The following is a 15,872-nucleotide window of genomic DNA, read 5'->3' on the forward strand; positions in this document are numbered from 1 at the left end:
TTCGGGACCGTGCAGGTGCCGGCCGACGCCGGCTCGCTCCTGGAGATCCGGCTCGGCCAGTCCGGGCACGACGCCATGGGGTTCGCGGTGCACGTCCCGCACTACCTCGCGCAGTCGCCGTACCCGCCGGCTCCCTTCTGCCGCCGCCACCACCGCCGCCGCTCCCGCGCCGGTGCTCACCCGGGTCGCCCCGCCCCCCGGCGCGCGTCGGTCAGCCCGGCCCGGGCGGCGAGCACGGCCCAACCGGGGCCGGCGCCGACCTGCCCCCGGGCTCCGACCGCGAGCGCGGTCCGGACCACGAGGGCGCCGTCGCCGGGCGCGCGCTCGACCACCGCCAGCTCGGCCACCCGGCGCCGGCCCCCGTCCCGGCGCAGGTGCACCACGGCGTGGAAGGCGCTCGCCGCCTGGGCCGCCAGCGCGGCCCGGTCCAGCCCGGCGAGCGCACCGAGCGCCTCGAGGCGCGCGGGGACGTCGGTCGCGGCGTTCGCGTGCACGGTGGTGCACCCGCCGTCGTGGCCCGTGTTCAGGGCGCTCAGCACCTCGCGCACCTCCGCGCCCCGGCACTCGCCGAGCACCACCCTGTCGGGCCGCATCCGCAGGGACTCGCGGACGAGGTCGGCGAGGTCGACACCGCCGGCGCCCTCCACGTTGGGGCGCCGGGCGAGCAGCCGGACGACGTGCGGGTGCCGGGGGGCGAGCTCGCCGGCCTCCTCGACGCAGACGATGCGTTCGCCGGGGTCCGCGAGCGACAGCAGCGTCGAGAGCAGCGTCGTCTTGCCGGTGCCGGTCGCGCCCGACACCAGCAGGTTGGCGCGGGCGCGCACGAGGCCGCGCAGGACGTCGTCGACACCCGGCGCGACGGCGCCGGACGCGACGAGCTCGTCGAGCGTGAAGGGCCGGTGCCGCAGGACGCGCAGGGACAGCAGGGTGCAGCCGTCGGCGACCGGCGGGAGGACGGCGTGCAGCCGCGTGCCGTCCGGCAGCCGCGCGTCGGCCGCGGGGCGTGCGTCGTCCAGCCGCTGCCCGCCGGCCGCGGCGAGCCGGACCGCGAGCTCGCGGACGTGCGCGACGTCGCCCAGGTCGACGGCCGCGCGCTGGAGGCCGCCGTGCCGCTCGACCCAGACGTCCTGCGGTCCGTTCACGAGGACGTCGGTCACGCCGGGGTCGTCGAGCAGCGGCTGCAGCGGGCCGGCGCCGAGCAGCTCGGCGAGGACGAGGGGCTCCAGCTCGGCGAGTGCGGTCGCCCCGAGCACCTGCCCGCTGTCGCGCAGCGCCGCGGCCACCCGCGCGGCGGTCACGGGTCCCCCCTCCTCGGCCAGCCGGCGGCGGACCACGGTCACCAGCGCCCCGGTGCTGGGCGTCGTCATCCGAGCCGCCCCGCGAGGTGGGTGACCGCGCGGCGGACGGCACGGGACGGCTGCGGTCCGGCGCCCCGGTCGACGGCCGCGCCGAGACCCGGGGACCACGGCAGGGAGCCCACGACCGGCAGGTGCACGGCCAGCCCCACCTCCGCCGGGCCGAGCCCACCGGGCGCGGGCCCGCGCGCGACGACACCCACCCGGGTCTGTCGACCGGTCAGCAGCGCGTGCAGGACCCGCGCGCCCGCGACGCCCGGCACGTCCCGGGGCACGACCACGAGCACCGAGCGGCAGGCGTCGACGAGGTCGGCGACCCCCGTCCCCGTCAGCAGCGCGGAGCGGTCGAGGTCCAGGACCACGGACCGGTGCCCGGCGACGAGCGCCTCCAGCACGTCCGGCAGCACGTCGGGCGGCGGCAGCCCCGGCCGGTCGTCGTCGGCGGGGAGCACCGAGCACGGGCCCCAGCGCATGAGGTTGCCGGCGAGCAGCGTCGCGTCCACGGCCCCGCGCGCCCCGGTGAGGTCGGGCCAGCGCAGACCGGGGTGCGCCTCCAGCCCGAGCACGGTGTCGACGGAGGGACCCGGCCCGGTCTCGACGAGCACCGCGGTCGAGCGCCGGGCCAGCTCCGCCGCGAGCAGTGCGGCTGTCACCGTCGCGCCCGCGCCGCCGCGCGCGCCCACCACCCCCGACCCCCACCCCTCGTCGGTCCGCATCCCCCGACCGTGGCCCGCCCGTCCTGCCCGTCCCACGCGTCCTCCCTCGTCCGTCCGCGCCCCGCAGCGCCGACGCTCCCCCACCGCCGCCGCACCACGGCGGCTCCGGGCACCGGACCTGGGGACCACGCAGCCGACCGCGTCCTGTGGTCGGCTCGGCGCGCCTCGATACCCTCGGAGCAGGGAGGACACCGCCGAGATGAGCCAGAGCAGCGCCACGCCGTCGACGTCCGCGCCGCAGCGACGCGCCGCGGCCTTCTTCGACCTCGACAAGACCCTGATCGCCACCTCGGCGGCCACCGCGTTCGCGCGCCCGTTCCTGCTGGGCGGGCTGCTGAGCCGCCGCGCGATGCTGCGGTCCGCGGGCGCGCAGGTGGCGTTCCTCCTGGGCAGCGCCACCGAGGGCCGGACCGAGCGGGTGCGCGCGCAGCTGTCGGCGATGGTCGCGGGCTGGGACGTCGAGCGGGTCTCGGCGATCGTGGCCGAGAACCTGCACGAGGCGGTGGACGCGGTGCTGTACGCGGAGGCGCTCGAGCTGGTCGCCCGGCACCACGCCGCGGGCGAGGACGTCGTGGTGGTGTCGGCCTCCAGCGAGGAGCTCGTACGGCCCATCGCGGACCTGGTCGGCGCCGACGCCGTGATCGCCAGCCGCATGGGCGTCGAGGACGGCCGCTACACCGGGGACATCGCGTTCTACGCGTACGGTCCGGCGAAGGCCCAGGCGATGCGGGACCTCGCGGAGCGGCAGGGCTACGACCTCGCGGCGTCGTCCGCCTACACCGACTCCGCGACGGACGCGCCGATGCTGCGGGCGGTCGGCCGGGGCTACGTCGTGAACCCGGACCGGGCGCTGCGCCAGATGGCGGCCGAGGAGGGGTGGACCCCGCTGGTCTTCCGCCGCCGGGTGCTCGTCCGCCGGCTCGGGGCGACCCGGTCGGCGCGGGCGACGGTGGCGGCGGGCGCCGTCGTGCTGGCCGTCGCGCTCCTCGTCGTGGCACGGGCGCGACGGACCGGCCCCGCCTGACGGGTCAGCGCGCGGACACCCGTCTCGCCATCCGGTCACCGGGATCGCGCCAGCAGGCACTTCACCGCCAGGGCTTCCCTCCGTCGCGCGGCCGAGGTGTCATGGAGCCACAACAGAACGACCCGAAGGCACCCACGCGCGACCAGTCCACGTGAGGACGCGTCGACCGGGCTCGATCCCGTCACGACTGCTTCGTTGCACGCCTGATCACCTCCGGCTCGTCCGTTCGGCGACGGCGTCCACCCGGGCGCCGTCCGTCGTGTGAGGGGTCCACCCACCGCCGGACCCCGCGGGCGGTCCCGTCCCCGCCCTGCCTGCGACGGACGTACCCTCGGTCGGTGACCGAGCCCGACGACCAGCGCCCGCCGGGGCGACCCCGGGCGGCGGACCTCGAGCGGCGGGCCCTGCGGGCCGTGCTCGACATCTTCGGCGAGAAGGGCTGGACGGGCCTGACGATCGCCGAGGTCGCCACCCGGGCCAAGGTCGGGAAGTCGTCCCTGTACCTGCGGTGGCCGGACAAGACGGCGATGCTGGCGGACGCCCTGAGCCACGTCCAGGCCCCGGGGCCCGACGCCTCGGACGACGGGGAGGGCGCGGGGGGCCCGGACGGCTCGTCCCCGCCGGCGGAGCAGTCGCTGCGCGACTTCCTGATCCAGCACGCGCACCGCCGCGCGGACCTGTACCTGGGCGAGGACGGGCTGGCGATGCTGCGCCTGTACGTCGAGGCGCGCGCGTTCCCCGAGCCGCTCGCCGACGTCCGGCACGAGGCGATCACGCGGTTCGTGCTGCGCGAGCGGCACCGGGTGGAGCGGGCCATCGACGACGGCGAGCTGCCCCCCGGCGCCTCCGTGGTGCACCTGCTGGACGCGATCGAGGGGTCGGTGCTCATGCACGTCCTGGTCACGCCGCCGCACCTGCTCGACCGGGTCCGGTCCACGCTGCCGGCGTACATCGAGCGACTGGTGGACCTGCAGCTCGCGGCGGTCGCCCGGGCGCCGCTGCCCGTCGACACGCCCGCGGACGCGCCCGGCGCCTGAGCGGCCGGGCGCGCCCGTCGCGGGTCACCCCTCGCGGAACCGCACCCCGAACCCGCCGCGCGGGTACCGCCACGTCAGCGCCCCGGGCGACGCGACCGCGAGGCACGTCCCGCACTCCAGGCAGGCCGCGTACTCGACGTCGATCTGCCCGTCGCGCTCGGAGTAGACGCCGGCGGGGCAGACCGCGATGATCCGCGCGCCCGTCCCGGTGGTCCGGCACAGCTCCTGGTCGACGACGATGTGCGACTCCTCCTCGTCGACGTCGTACCGGTTCGTCCCGAGCCGCTCGGGTACCGATGTGGCCTTCACAGGGCACGCACCCCCGCCCATCCGTCGCTGAGCACCTGCCGGATCCCGATCCCGGACCGCCCGAGGGCCGACCGGGCAACCGCCGCCAGGTGCCTGCGGGGCGTGGTGTCGAGGCTGAACACGTCGTGGAACAGGTCGGCTGCCAGCTCCCCGTAGGCGCCGTACATCCGTGGCCGTTCGAGGAACTTCGGCGCCCGGGCGTAGGTGCGCAGGTCCCGGCCGACGAATCCCTCGTCGATCCGGCGCCGGTACCCGGCGAGGCCGCCGGCGGTGACGTCCCCCGCCGCGAGCGCCTCCGCGACGGCGTCACCGGCAGCGATGCCGGAGCCGATCGCGAGGTCCATCCCCCGCACGGTCAGCCCCGAGTTGATGGTCAGGCCCGCGGCGTCGCCGACGACGACCAGCCCGTCGGTCGCGAGGGTCCCGAGCATGTCGATCCCGCCCTCGGCCACCAGGTGGGAGCCGTACTCGACCATCTCGCCGTCCCGGAGCAGGGGCGCCAGGCCGGGGTGCTCGACCAGGTGGTCGAAGATCCCGGCGGCGGTGTGCCCGGACGTGACGAGGTCGTCCAGCCGGAGGACGACGCCCAGCGAGAGCGACTCCGTGTTGGTGTAGAGGAACGCCCCGCCACCGACCCCCCGGGTGCAGTCGCCGACCAGCGCGTGCGCCGCCCCCTCGTCCCCGGTCAGGCCGAAGCGGTCCTCGATGACGGTCCGTGGCAGCCGCACGACGCACTTCACGCCGACCGCCAGGTGGTTGAGCGGCTCCTGCGGCCGCAGGCCCGCGGCCCGGGCGAGGAACGAGTTGACGCCGTCCGCGGCGACGACGACGCGCGAGCGCAGCTCGTCCTCCCCGGCCCGGACGCCGACCACGCGCACCCCGCCGGGCGCGCCGGCGGCGGGCTCGGTGAGCAGCTCGTCGACCCGGACGCCCGCCATCAGGTACGCGCCGGCCTCCTCCGCCCGCTCGGCGAGCCACGGGTCGAACCTCGCCCGCAGCACCGTGACCGCGTTCACCGGCTCGGCGAGCCGCTGCGACGCGTAGTCGAGCGACACCGAGGAGTCCGGGGTGAGGAAGGTCGTGACGTGGCGGGTGATCCGGCGCTCGACCGGCGCCTCGTCGGCGAAGCCGGGGAAGACCTGGTCCAGCACGCGGCCGTAGAGGACGCCGCCGGACAGGTTCTTGGCGCCGGGTGCCTCGCCGCGCTCCAGCAGGGCGACGGACAGACCGGCGCTCGCCAGCCGGTGCGCGGCGACGGACCCGGCCGGCCCCGCTCCCACCACCAGGACGTCGAAGTCCGGTTCTGGCTGCGTGGTCACGGCGCTCAGGCCTCCAGCGCCGCGGCCAGGGCCGGCAGCACCGCGTACAGGTCGCCGACGACGCCGTGGTCGCACTGGGCGAAGATCGGCGCGTCCGGGTCGGAGTTGATCGCCACGACGACCTTCGCCCCGGCCACGCCCACCATGTGCTGGACCTGGCCGGAGATCCCGGCGGCGACGTACAGGTCGGGGGCGACGTGCTGCCCGGAGATCCCGATGTACCGGTCCTTGGTCAGCCAGTCGTGCCCCTCGGCCAGCGGCCGGGAGCAGGCGACCTCGCCGCCGAGCGCCGCCGCGAGCCGTTCGACGACCGCCAGGTCCTCGCGCGCCTTGAGCCCGCGGCCGATGCCGACGACGGTGCGGGCCGCGCCCAGGTCGACGGCGGCACGGCCGGAGGCACGCAGCTCGCGGACCCGGACGCCGGGGGCTGCCGGCGCCTCGACCTGCTCGACGGGCACCGGCTCGCCGGCCACGACAGGGCCGCCGGGCGGGACCGTCAGCAGGGCGGGACCTCCGGTGACGTGCTCGGTCCGCGAGGCGATGCCGCCGTGCACGTCGCGCTGCACCGTCACCGAGCCGTCGGCGGCCGGCGTGACCGCGGTGACCGCCGTCAGCACCGGTGCGCCGCACCGGGCGGCGACGGCGCCCGCGAGCGCCCGCCCGGCGTCCCGCGCGGGGGCGACCACGAGCCGCGGCGCGAGGCCGGCGACGACCTCCGCCACCGCGGCGGCGGAGGCCTCGACGGGCACCGACGGGCCGGGCTCGCCGGTCCACAGCACCCGGTCGACGCCGAGGGCGGCGACCTGGTCGGCGACCGCGCGCGGCCCGACGACGACGGCGGTCACCGTGCCGGCGGCGGCGTCCGCGGCGGCGCGGGCCACGGCGAGCGGACCGCCGACGGCGGCGTCGCCGTCCACCAGCACGAGGACGTGCGTGCTCTCGTTCATCTCAGGCTCCTTCTGGGCCGGGTGGCCGGTCACAGCGCGCCCGCGGCGCGCAGGGCGTCGACGAGCTCGGCGGCTGCGGCGGTGGGGTCGGCGGGGGGGATGACGGGGCGGCCGCGCGCGCCGGGGGGGGGGCGCGCGGGGGGGAGGGGCGGGGGGGGGGGGGGGGGGGCGGGGGGGGGGGGGGGCGGGGGGGGGGGGGGGCGGGGGGGGGGGGGGGGGGGGGGGGGGGGGCGGGGGGGGCCGCGGGGGGGGGCCCCCCCCCCCGCCCCCCCGCCCGCCGTGACGGCACCACGACGTCCGACCTCGAGGGGCTGTTCCAGGCCGCCTCCCGCACGTCGCGCGCGGTCGAGCACCGCACCGGCCTGGGCGCCGCGGGCCGCTCCGTCGTGGGCGTCGCGCTGGACCTGGTCGAGGACGGGCTGCCCGACTGGGCGGACGTGCGGTGCCTGCTCATCGGCACCGGCTCCTACGCCGGGGCGAGCCTCGCCGCGCTCAAGGCCCGCGGCTGCGGCGAGGTCCTCGTGTACTCCGCCAGCGGCCGGGCCGGGCAGTTCGCGGCGCAGCGCGGGGTCACCGCCGCGACCGACGACCTGGCCGCCAGCCTCGCCGGGGTCGACCTGGTCGTCGCGTGCAGCGGGGCGTCCGGGGCCGTGCTCGACGTCGACGCCCTGGTCCGTGCGCGGTCCGCCGAGGCGGCCGTCGGCGCCCGGCCGCTGGCCGTCGTCGACCTGGCCCTGCAGCACGACGTGGACCCGGCCGTCGGCGAGCTGCCCGGCGTCCGGCTGGTCAGCCTCACGACCGTCGCGGAGCACGCGCCCGACGGCCACTCCGCCACCGTCGCCGAGGCCCGCGCGCTCGTCGCCGAGCAGGCCGCGACCTTCGAGCGCGACCTGCGCACCCGCCAGTGGAACCCGCCGGTCGTCGCCGAGCGCCGCCGGGTGCACGAGGAGCTCGCCGCCGCCGTCGACGGGCTGGACGAGCGCGCGGCCCGGGCGCTGCGCCGCCGGGTGCGGTCCGCGCTGCACGGCCCGACCGTCCGCGCACGCGAGGCCGCGCGGGCGGGCGACGTGGCGGCCTACGCGACGGCGCTCGCGGACCTGGCGGCGGTCACGGTGCCGGCCACCGCCCGTGCTGCGGCCTCCGACGCGGTGCCCGCCGGGCGCTGAGCCTCAGCCCGAACGCGCGCGCTCAGCGGTCGAGGTAGGCGACCAGCTCGGCGGCCAGGCCGGTGTAGCCGGCGGGCGTCAGGGCCTGCAGCCGCTCGGTCACGTCGGCCGGCAGGCCCAGCCCGCCGATGAACTCCCGCATGTCCTCGGCCGTGAGGCGCCGGCCCCGGGTCAGCTCCTTGAGCCGCTCGTACGGGTTCTCCATGCCGGTCACCCCGGCGACGGACGCGGCGCGCATCGCGGACTGGACCGGCTCGCCCAGGACCTCCCAGTTCTGGTCGAGCTCCCGCTCCAGCAGCGCGCGGTCCACGGACAGGGCGCCGAGCCCCCGGCGGACGTTGTCGATCGCGAGCAGCGAGTGCCCGAACGCCGGCCCGATGTTCCGCTGGGTGGTCGAGTCGGTGAGGTCCCGCTGCAGGCGGCTCGTCACGAGCGTCGCGCCCAGGGTGTCGAGCAGGGCGCACGACAGCTCGAGGTTCGCCTCGGCGTTCTCGAACCGGATCGGGTTGACCTTGTGCGGCATGGTCGAGGACCCGGTCGCGCCGGCGACGGGGATCTGGATGAAGACCCCGCGCGAGATGTACGTCCACACGTCGGTGGCCAGGTTGTGCAGGACGCGGTTGAACCGCGCGACGTCCGCGTAGAGCTCGGCCTGCCAGTCGTGGGACTCGATCTGCGTGGTCAGCGGGTTCCACGTGAGGCCGAGGTGCTCGACGAACGTCCGGCTGACCTCGGGCCAGTCGGCGCCCGGCACCGCGACGACGTGCGCCCCGTAGGTGCCGGTCGCGCCGTTGAGCTTGCCCAGGAACTCCGCGCCCTCGACGCGGCGCAGCTGGCGCCGCAGGCGGTGCGCGAGGACGGCGAGCTCCTTGCCGAGGGTGGTCGGGGTCGCCGGCTGCCCGTGCGTGAGCGCCAGCAGCGGGGCGTCCGCCAGGTCGCGGGCCATGGCGGCGAGGTCGTCGACGAGCCCGTGCGCCGCGGGCAGCCACACGTCGTGCACCGCCCCCCGCACCATCAGGGCGTAGGACAGGTTGTTGACGTCCTCGCTGGTGCAGCAGAAGTGCACGAGCTCCGACACGGACGGCAGGACGGTCTCGCCCAGCACGCCCGGGGCGGCGGCGATCTTGTCCTTGAGGAAGTACTCGACCGCCTTCACGTCGTGCACCGTCGTGCGCTCGATCTCCGCGAGCCGGGCGACGTCGTCGGCGTCGAAGTCCGTCACCACCGCGCGCAGGTACGCCCGCTCGGCGTCCGACAGGGCGGGCGCGCCCGGGACGACGCCGTGGGAGGTGAGGTGGATGAGCCACTCGACCTCGACGTGCACGCGCTCGCGGTTCAGCGCCGCCTCGGACAGGTGGTCGACCAGCGACGCGACGGTCCGGCGGTACCGGCCGTCGAGCGGGCCGAGGGCGATCGGCGGCCGGGCGTCCGCGAGGGAGGTGCGGGCGGCGGCGGACGGGCTGCTGTCGTGCGCGGGCATGGGCCGCATCCTCCCACGGACGCGCACGGCGCCCCGGGCGCGCGCCTGACCAGCGCCGTCGCGGGCGTTCGCGTGTATCCCTCAGCAATGTCGCCGCACGACCGATCGGCAGGCCACTCAGGGGGATGCCGTGCGAGCGGACGCCGGGGGCACGGTGAGCGACGCGAGGGGAACGACATGGCGGGACTGATGGGGCGACGGGGCCGCGCGGTCGAGGCCGCTCCGGAGACGGCGGACGTGCGCCGGGAGCTGCGGGCCCTCGACGACGTGGTCCGCGCGCTGGGCACGCTGAGCGGCGAGGGCGGCTTCCTCGACGTCCTGGAGGCCATCCGCACCGGCCTGGGCTACGACTACGCGTCCGCGTGGCAGGTCGACGAGGCGAGCGGTGACCTGGTCTTCGCCGCCCAGAGCGGCGAGCTGTCCCGTGAGCTGACCGAGATGTCCCCGAGCTACCGCATGCGCAAGGGCGTGGGCCTGTGCGGGCTCGCGTGGCAGCGCGAGGGCGTCCTGCCCGTCGCGGACCTGCAGCAGCACCGCTCGAACTGCGAGCGCGGCGAGGTCTTCCTGCGGGGCGGCGCGCGCGGCGCGATGACGATGCCGCTGTGGCGCGAGGGCAAGGTCGTCGCCGTGCTCGACTTCCTGTCGCGTCAGGTCCGGGCGGCGGGCCCCGACCAGGTGCTGGTGCTCGACGTGCTCGCGCGGACGGTGTCCCAGGCGCTCGTCGCCCAGAGCGCCGCGGACGCGATCGCCCAGGTCGCGCGCGACCAGCAGGCGGTGACGACCTCGGTGGCCAAGGTCGGCGCGTGCCGCGACGAGGGCGAGGCGCTGAAGACGGCGCTCGACACGGTCCGCGAGGAGTTCGGCTGGGACTACGGCTCCTACTGGGCCGTCGACCCCGAGGCGCGCGTCCTGCGGTTCGCGGTCGAGTCCGGGACGGCCGGCGAGGAGTTCCGGCGCGTCACCCTGGCCGCGAGCTTCGCGGAGGGCGTGGGCCTGGCCGGCCGCGCGTGGCGGGCCCGGGACCTGGTGTTCGTGCGGGACCTCGGCGAGCTCACCGACTGCGTGCGGGCCCCCGCCGCGCAGCGCGCCGGCGTGCGGTCGGGCGTGTGCATCCCCGTGATCGTCGGCGACGAGGTCCTGGGCACGATGGACTTCTTCACGACCCAGACCATCGAGCTGAGCGACAGCCGGCGCGGGTCCCTGCGCAACGTCGCCCGCCTCGTGTCGCAGCGGCTGGACATCCTGCGCGCGTCGGCCCGTGACCGGGCGGCGTCGGAGGCCCTGCTCGGCAGCGTCGCGCAGCTCTCCGAGAGCGCCGCGGAGGCCGTGCGGGTGGCCGAGGAGGCCGTCTCGCAGACCGCCGCGATGGCCGAGGAGGTCCGGACGCTCGAGGAGTCGTCGTCCGCGGTCGGCGACGTCATCCGCGTGATCTCGTCCATCGCCGACCAGACGAACCTGCTGGCGCTCAACGCGACGATCGAGGCGGCGCGCGCCGGGCAGGCCGGCCGGGGGTTCGCCGTCGTCGCCACGGAGGTCAAGGACCTCGCCGGGGGCACGTCGTCCGCGACCGCCCGCGTGGAGCAGCAGGTCGCGGACATCCAGGCGAACACCGCCGCCGTGTCGCGGGGCATCCAGTCCATCAGCACGACGATCCGCCGCATGGACGAGGTCCAGGCGCGGATGAGCGACGTGCTCGACCAGCAGCGCGAGATGGCGCAGTCCTTCCGCGCCTCCTGAGCCGCCACGTCCTCGCGGACCCCCGCGGGCAGGCCTCCGGCCGGTGACGGGCCCGCACCCGTCACCGGCCGGTGGTCGCTCGCTGTGTGGCTCCTTTCGCCACGGACGACGGGCCTGCGTGCGGCCCGGTCGGTGCGGGAGGTCAGGGGTGTCAGCGGACCATCGACCGGCGGAGGTCCCGCACCCGCCACCGGTCGATGGGATCAGAGCCCCGTGGTCAGGTGAGCACCACGCGGGGGAGGCGGCGGAGCAGGACGCCGAGGCCGACGAGGGCCACCGCCGCGATCGAGACGAGGCCGGCGGGGGCGCCCGTCGGGGCGAGCGCCGCCGGAGCCGTCGCGCCCGCCGCGGCCGCGGTCGACGACTCGAGCCCGGCGGCGAGGTCGCCCGCCGCGAGGACCGCCGAGCGGAAGGCCGCGTCGGTGACGGTGGTCGCGCCGCCGTCGGTCGCGGTGCCCGTGGTCGTGCCGCCGGCGGTGACGCCCGTGGTCGGCGTGCCCGTGGTGGGCGTGCCGGTCCCGGCCGTGGTGCCCGGCGCGGTGGTGCCCGGGGCGGTGGTGCCGGGGGCGGTGGTGCCCGGGGTGGCGGTGCCGGGAACGGTGCTGCCCGTCCCCGTCCCGACGCCGGCGGGCACGGTCGCGTCGCCGGCGAGGCCCAGGGCGACGTCGCCGACCGTCACCGGCACGGCGACCGGGGCAGCGGCGAGGAGGCGCGGGACCAGGCGGCTGCTGACGACGGTCGGCGCAGTCTCCCCGGAGCCGGTCGTGGAGCCGGAGCCGGTCGTGGCCGCGTCGCCGAGGACGCCCAGCGCCAGGCCGTCGACGGTGACGGGCGCGGAGATCGGCGCGGCGACACCAGTGCCCGAGGCGACCCCGTCGGAGTCGCCCGTCTCGACCGCGGCGCTCGGCGCGGACGGGGCCGCCGTGCCCGCCGACCCGCCGGTCGTCGAGGCGTCACCGAGGATGCCGAGCGCCACGTCCCCGATGGTCACGGGGATGCTCACCGGCGCGGCGACCGCGGTGCCGGAGGCGACCCCGTCGGAGTCGCCGTCCTGGACGGTCGCGGCCGGCGCGCCGGTCGTCGCACCCGTGGCGGGCGCCCCGGCGGCGCCTGTCGTCGTGGCGTCACCGAGGACGCCGAGCGCGACGGACGAGACCTCGACCGGGACCTGGACGGGCGCGGCGACGGCCGTGCCGGAGGCGACGCCGTCGCTGTCGCTCGGCGCCACGGTGGCGGTCGGCGCGGCCGGTGCCGGCGCCGCCGTCGGCGCCGCGGCGGTGGTGGACGCGTCGCCGAGGACGCCGACCGCGACGGACGAGACGTCGACCGGGACCTGGACCGGCGCGGCGACCGCGGTGCCCGAGGCGACGCCCGAGGCGTCACCACCGGTGACCGTGGCCGTGGGTGCCGGCGCGGGGGCGCTCGGCGCCACCGCAGTGGTGGACGTCGCGTCGCCCAGGACGCCCAGGGCGAGGCCCGTGACGTCGACCGAGACGCCGGCCGGGGCGGCGACGTCGGTGCCGGACAGGATGCCGTCGTCCTCGGCGGCGTGCGCCGCGACGGCTCCGACGACGACGAGGCCGCCGGCGAGGAGCGTGGTCTGCCACGCCCGTCGGATGGATGCGTGCATGGTCGTTCTCCCTGCGATGAGTCGGTGCGCCACGGTGGGACGCGCTGGCCGTGCGCGCTGCGGTGGCGGAGGACGCCACCGGCGCGGGGGCCGGACTCAGGCAGGGAAGACGGGGACCTCTCGCAGGCGGAGGGGGAGCTCGACGCGGCCACGGGCCACGGCGAGGAGCCGGGAGCCGCCGAGCACCAGGGCGGCGGCGGTGAGGACCGCCAGCACGTCGGGCGTGGCGGGGGAGCGCAGCGGCGTGCCGGAGCCGCCGGAGCCGGTCGGCGCCGGGGCGCTCGGCGCGGGCGCGCCGGGGCGGCTGTCGCCGCCCACGGGGAAGGCCCCCGACCCCTGGTCGTCGCCGGTGGCGGCGGGGTCGACGGAGGCGCTGGTGGCCGACGGGGAGTCGACGCCCGTGGCGGGCGTCCCGGGCGCACCCGGGGCGCCGTGGTCGCGAGCGGTGGACCACCACGCGGCGTCAGCGCCCAGGACCGGCCCGACCAGGGACGTCGGCAGCGGGCCGAGCACCGTCGGCCCGGTGGGCGGGACGGCACCCACGACGGGGCCCAGGACGCCGAGCAGCGGGTCGAGCAGCCCGCCGACGGGCGTGCCGTCGACCGCGCCGAGCACCGGGCCGAGCACGCCGCCCACGGGGCCGGCCAGGGGCCGGAGCGCCGGGCCGAGGGTCCCGGCGACCGGGTCCACCAGCGGGCCGACGAGGTCGCGGACGAACGCCGGCACGTGGGTGGCCGCCGGTGCCACGACCTCGGAGCCGACAGGGCCGAGCACCGGGGACAGCGGCTGCGTGGCCTCGGCGACGGGCGCCACCACGGTCGCGGCCACGGCGTCGACGAGCGGGCGGACCGAGGCCGCGGCGGGCTGCACGACGTGGTCGGCGACCGGCGTGGCCACCGCGGCGAGCGCGTGCCCGAGCCCGGTCGCGGCGGGCGTGGCCGGCGGAGCGGGCGTGTCAGGGGCGGCGGGCGCCGCGGGCGTGCCGGGGCTGGCGGGCGCGGCGGAGGCGGGCGGTGCCGGCGGCGCGGGCCTGGCGGGTGCGGGGCCGGCGGGTGCGGGGCCGGCGGTGCCGGGCGGCGGGCGCGGCCGGCGCGGCGCCGCGGGCCGTGCCGGAGGAGGCGCGGGCGCCGCGGGCCGTGCCGCAGGAGGCGCGGGCGCGGCCGGGGGCGGCGTGACGGCCTGCACGACCGGCGCGACGACGGGTGGACCACCGCGCCCGCGCCCTGGGCGACGCCGCCGGGCAGCCCCGCGCCGGGGCCGTGCGGGGGCGGCGCGTCCTGGGCGGAGGCGGCGGGTGCGAGGCCGACCATCGCGGCACCGGCGAGCGTCAGCCCGCCCGCCGCGTACAGGCCGCGCCGGAGCCACCGCGACGCGAGCGAGCGCACACGCGGTGCGTCCGGCTCTCGCGTCGTCATGGTGGCTCCCCCCGCGGGCTCACGCCGTGGGCCGCACCACCTCGGTGTGGCCCCGGTGACATCGACCGTAGGAGGGCTTCCCGGGGTCGGCAAGAGGGCGTTACCCCGGTCGGGTGACGGCGCCGCCGCGACCTGCGGTGCCGCCGGAGAAGTCGTCAGCTCTCGCGGCTGCGCGGGATCGCGACGCTCAGGGCGAAGGACACGACGGACACGATGAGCCCGCCGAGGAACGCGTCGCCGAAGTCGTCGATCCGCAGGCCCCACGACGTCTGCTCGGTGATCCACGCCGTCAGCATGAGCATCAGCGCGTTGACCACCAGCGTGAACAGGCCGAGCGTGAGGATGTAGAGCGGGATCGACAGCACGTTCACGATCGGCTTGACGACCGCGTTCACGATCCCGAACACCAGGGCCACCGCGAGGATGACGCCGACCCTTCCCCACGTCGTGTCGGCGCCGACGATGGTGATGCCCGACAGCAGCACCTCGGCCAGCCACAGGGCGACACCGCTGATCAGGACGCGCAGCACGAAGCTCATGCGCCGATCCTGCCATCGAGGGCGTCCGCGCGGCAGCCCGTCGGCGGGCGGCGCGGTCGCGGGGCGCCCGAGGGGTGGCCGCCCGTGCCGGCGGCGGCCCGCGCGGTGGCATCCTGGCGGCGTGAAGCACGTCCCCCTGCGCCCCGCCCTCGCGAGCCTGCCGCCGTACGTCCCGGGTGCCCGGGTCCCCGTCGGGGCGGCGGCGTTCAAGCTGTCCTCGAACGAGAACCCGTACCCGCCGCTGCCGTCGGTCGTCGCGGCGATCGCCGACGGCGCGGTGGACGTGAACCGCTACCCCGACATGTACGCCACGGAGCTGACCGAGGCGGTCGCGGACCACCTCGGCGTGCGGCCGGGGCAGGTCGTCGCGGGCTGCGGCTCGGTCGCGGTCCTCGGTCACGTCCTGGCGGCGTTCTGCGACGCGGGGGACCAGGTGGTCCACCCGTGGCGCTCGTTCGAGGCGTACCCGATCGCGGTGACGCTGGCCGGGGCCGTCGGCGTGCCGGTGCCGGTCCGCGCGGACGGCCGGCTCGACCTCCCCGCGATGGCCGCCGCGGTGACCGACCGCACCCGCGTGGTCCTGGTCTGCACCCCGAACAACCCGACCGGCCCGGCGGTGCACGCCGACGAGCTCGACGCGTTCCTCGCCGCGGTCCCGCGGGACGTGCTGGTCGTGCTGGACGAGGCGTACGTCGAGTTCGTGCGCGACCCCGAGGCACCGGACGGGCTCGCCGTGCTCGCGGCGCACAAGAACGTCGTGCTCCTGCGGACGTTCTCCAAGGCGTACGGGCTCGCGGGCCTGCGGGTGGGCTTCGCGGTCGCGGACGAGCGGCTCGCCGCGGGCATCCGGTCCGCCTCGACGCCGTTCGGCGTGTCGCACCTCGCGCAGCTCGCGGGGGTGGCGTCGCTGCGGGCGACCGACGAGCTGCTCGCCCGGGTCGACGGCATCGTCCGCGAGCGCACCCGCATGCTCGCGGGGCTGCGCGCGCACGGCTGGGAGGTGCCGGACAGCCAGGCGAACTTCGTGTGGCTCGACCTGCGCGACGACGCCGCACGGTTCGCCCAGGAGGCCAGCAGGGCGGGCGTGCTCGTCCGGCCGTTCGGCGGGGACGGCGTGCGGATCAGCGTCGGCGAGCCGGAGGCCACGGACGTCGTCCTCGAGGTGGCGCGCGACTTCCGGCGCTGACCCGCGGGCGCC

Annotated in this window: 14 protein-coding genes and 1 pseudogene; 6 read left to right on the forward strand and 9 right to left on the reverse strand. The window is 77.7% G+C overall.

Annotated elements, in window-relative coordinates; genetic code table 11:
• Positions 1–132, forward strand: a pseudogene (locus tag QNH85_RS02460) (PAC2 family protein); the annotation flags it as partial.
• A gap of 44 nt (positions 133–176) precedes the next feature.
• On the opposite strand, the gene QNH85_RS02465 reads toward QNH85_RS02460, so the two are convergent.
• Both QNH85_RS02465 and QNH85_RS02470 read right to left on the reverse strand, forming a co-directional pair.
• Positions 177–1,367 (reverse strand): TadA family conjugal transfer-associated ATPase, encoded by a 1,191-nt coding sequence (locus QNH85_RS02465; RefSeq protein ID WP_282944358.1) that lies wholly within the window; start codon positions 1,365–1,367, stop codon positions 177–179.
• Positions 1,364–2,071, reverse strand: a complete 708-nt coding sequence (locus QNH85_RS02470) for a CpaE-like family protein (RefSeq protein ID WP_282944360.1) — start codon at positions 2,069–2,071, stop codon at positions 1,364–1,366. The genes QNH85_RS02465 and QNH85_RS02470 overlap by 4 nt, the downstream gene beginning before the upstream one ends.
• A 199-nt stretch (positions 2,072–2,270) precedes the next feature.
• Here QNH85_RS02470 and QNH85_RS02475 point away from each other — a divergent pair, with 199 nt between their 5' ends.
• Together QNH85_RS02475 and QNH85_RS02480 are read left to right on the forward strand one after the other, a co-directional pair.
• Complete coding sequence (locus QNH85_RS02475) at positions 2,271–3,095, forward strand: HAD family hydrolase (RefSeq protein WP_282944362.1); 825 nt, start codon at positions 2,271–2,273, stop codon at positions 3,093–3,095.
• Positions 3,096–3,433: 338 nt separating this feature from the next.
• Entirely contained in the window at positions 3,434–4,132 is a 699-nt protein-coding gene (locus QNH85_RS02480) for a TetR/AcrR family transcriptional regulator (protein WP_282944364.1), read from the forward strand.
• Between the two features lie 24 nt (positions 4,133–4,156).
• Here QNH85_RS02480 and QNH85_RS02485 read toward each other — a convergent pair whose 3' ends face one another.
• The 3 genes from QNH85_RS02485 to QNH85_RS02495 are packed head-to-tail and all read right to left on the reverse strand — an operon-like array spanning position 4,157 to position 6,707.
• Positions 4,157–4,441 carry a ferredoxin family protein gene (locus QNH85_RS02485; RefSeq protein ID WP_282944366.1) on the reverse strand — a complete coding sequence of 95 codons (285 nt, stop codon included), beginning with the start codon at positions 4,439–4,441 and terminating at the stop codon, positions 4,157–4,159.
• A complete protein-coding gene (locus tag QNH85_RS02490; protein WP_282944367.1) occupies positions 4,438–5,760 on the reverse strand; it encodes an FAD-dependent oxidoreductase in 1,323 nt (440 codons plus the stop codon). The genes QNH85_RS02485 and QNH85_RS02490 overlap by 4 nt, the downstream gene beginning before the upstream one ends.
• Positions 5,761–5,765: 5 nt before the next feature.
• A complete protein-coding gene (locus tag QNH85_RS02495) occupies positions 5,766–6,707 on the reverse strand; it encodes an electron transfer flavoprotein subunit alpha/FixB family protein (protein WP_282944369.1) in 942 nt (313 codons plus the stop codon).
• Positions 6,708–7,093: 386 nt separating this feature from the next.
• On the opposite strand from QNH85_RS02495, the gene QNH85_RS02500 reads away from it, so the two are divergent.
• Entirely contained in the window at positions 7,094–7,873 is a 780-nt protein-coding gene (locus tag QNH85_RS02500; RefSeq protein ID WP_282944370.1) for a glutamyl-tRNA reductase, read from the forward strand.
• Between the two features lie 22 nt (positions 7,874–7,895).
• On the opposite strand, the gene purB is transcribed toward QNH85_RS02500, so the two are convergent.
• On the reverse strand, positions 7,896–9,353 hold the full coding sequence (purB, locus tag QNH85_RS02505) for an adenylosuccinate lyase (RefSeq protein WP_282944371.1): 1,458 nt from the start codon (positions 9,351–9,353) through the stop codon (positions 7,896–7,898).
• A 177-nt stretch (positions 9,354–9,530) separates the two neighbouring features.
• On the opposite strand from purB, the gene QNH85_RS02510 reads away from it, so the two are divergent.
• Positions 9,531–11,090 carry a GAF domain-containing protein gene (locus tag QNH85_RS02510; RefSeq protein ID WP_282944372.1) on the forward strand — a complete coding sequence of 520 codons (1,560 nt, stop codon included), beginning with the start codon at positions 9,531–9,533 and terminating at the stop codon, positions 11,088–11,090.
• Positions 11,091–11,307: 217 nt separating this feature from the next.
• Here the strand turns inward: QNH85_RS02510 and QNH85_RS02515 are convergent, their stop codons facing one another.
• The 3 genes from QNH85_RS02515 to QNH85_RS02525 form a co-directional block, all read right to left on the reverse strand.
• The gene (locus QNH85_RS02515) at positions 11,308–12,720 is read right to left on the reverse strand and encodes a DUF320 domain-containing protein (RefSeq protein WP_282944373.1); all 1,413 of its coding nucleotides are present in this window, start codon (positions 12,718–12,720) and stop codon (positions 11,308–11,310) included.
• A 96-nt stretch (positions 12,721–12,816) separates the two neighbouring features.
• Positions 12,817–13,617: a hypothetical protein gene (locus tag QNH85_RS02520; protein WP_282944374.1), complete on the reverse strand. Its 801-nt coding sequence runs from the start codon at positions 13,615–13,617 to the stop codon at positions 12,817–12,819.
• 673 nt (positions 13,618–14,290) lie between these two features.
• Positions 14,291–14,674: a phage holin family protein gene (locus QNH85_RS02525; protein ID WP_282944376.1), complete on the reverse strand. Its 384-nt coding sequence runs from the start codon at positions 14,672–14,674 to the stop codon at positions 14,291–14,293.
• Between the two features lie 121 nt (positions 14,675–14,795).
• On the opposite strand from QNH85_RS02525, the gene hisC reads away from it, so the two are divergent.
• Positions 14,796–15,860, forward strand: a complete 1,065-nt coding sequence (gene hisC, locus QNH85_RS02530; RefSeq protein ID WP_282944378.1) for a histidinol-phosphate transaminase — start codon at positions 14,796–14,798, stop codon at positions 15,858–15,860.
• Positions 15,861–15,872: the final 12 nt, after the last annotated feature.

Origin of the sequence: Cellulomonas endometrii, assembly GCF_949769265.1 — a bacterium.
GTDB lineage: Bacteria > Actinomycetota > Actinomycetes > Actinomycetales > Cellulomonadaceae > Cellulomonas > Cellulomonas endometrii.

Coding starts and splice junctions, on each gene's coding strand:
- QNH85_RS02495 (WP_282944369.1), bottom strand. CDS start 6,707: ATGAACGAGAGCACGCACGTCCTCGTGCTGGTGGACGGCGACGCCGCC.
- QNH85_RS02465 (WP_282944358.1), bottom strand. CDS start 1,367: ATGACGACGCCCAGCACCGGGGCGCTGGTGACCGTGGTCCGCCGCCGG.
- QNH85_RS02510 (WP_282944372.1), top strand. CDS start 9,531: ATGGCGGGACTGATGGGGCGACGGGGCCGCGCGGTCGAGGCCGCTCCG.
- QNH85_RS02470 (WP_282944360.1), bottom strand. CDS start 2,071: ATGCGGACCGACGAGGGGTGGGGGTCGGGGGTGGTGGGCGCGCGCGGC.
- purB (WP_282944371.1), bottom strand. CDS start 9,353: ATGCCCGCGCACGACAGCAGCCCGTCCGCCGCCGCCCGCACCTCCCTC.
- QNH85_RS02515 (WP_282944373.1), bottom strand. CDS start 12,720: ATGCACGCATCCATCCGACGGGCGTGGCAGACCACGCTCCTCGCCGGC.
- QNH85_RS02475 (WP_282944362.1), top strand. CDS start 2,271: ATGAGCCAGAGCAGCGCCACGCCGTCGACGTCCGCGCCGCAGCGACGC.
- QNH85_RS02525 (WP_282944376.1), bottom strand. CDS start 14,674: ATGAGCTTCGTGCTGCGCGTCCTGATCAGCGGTGTCGCCCTGTGGCTG.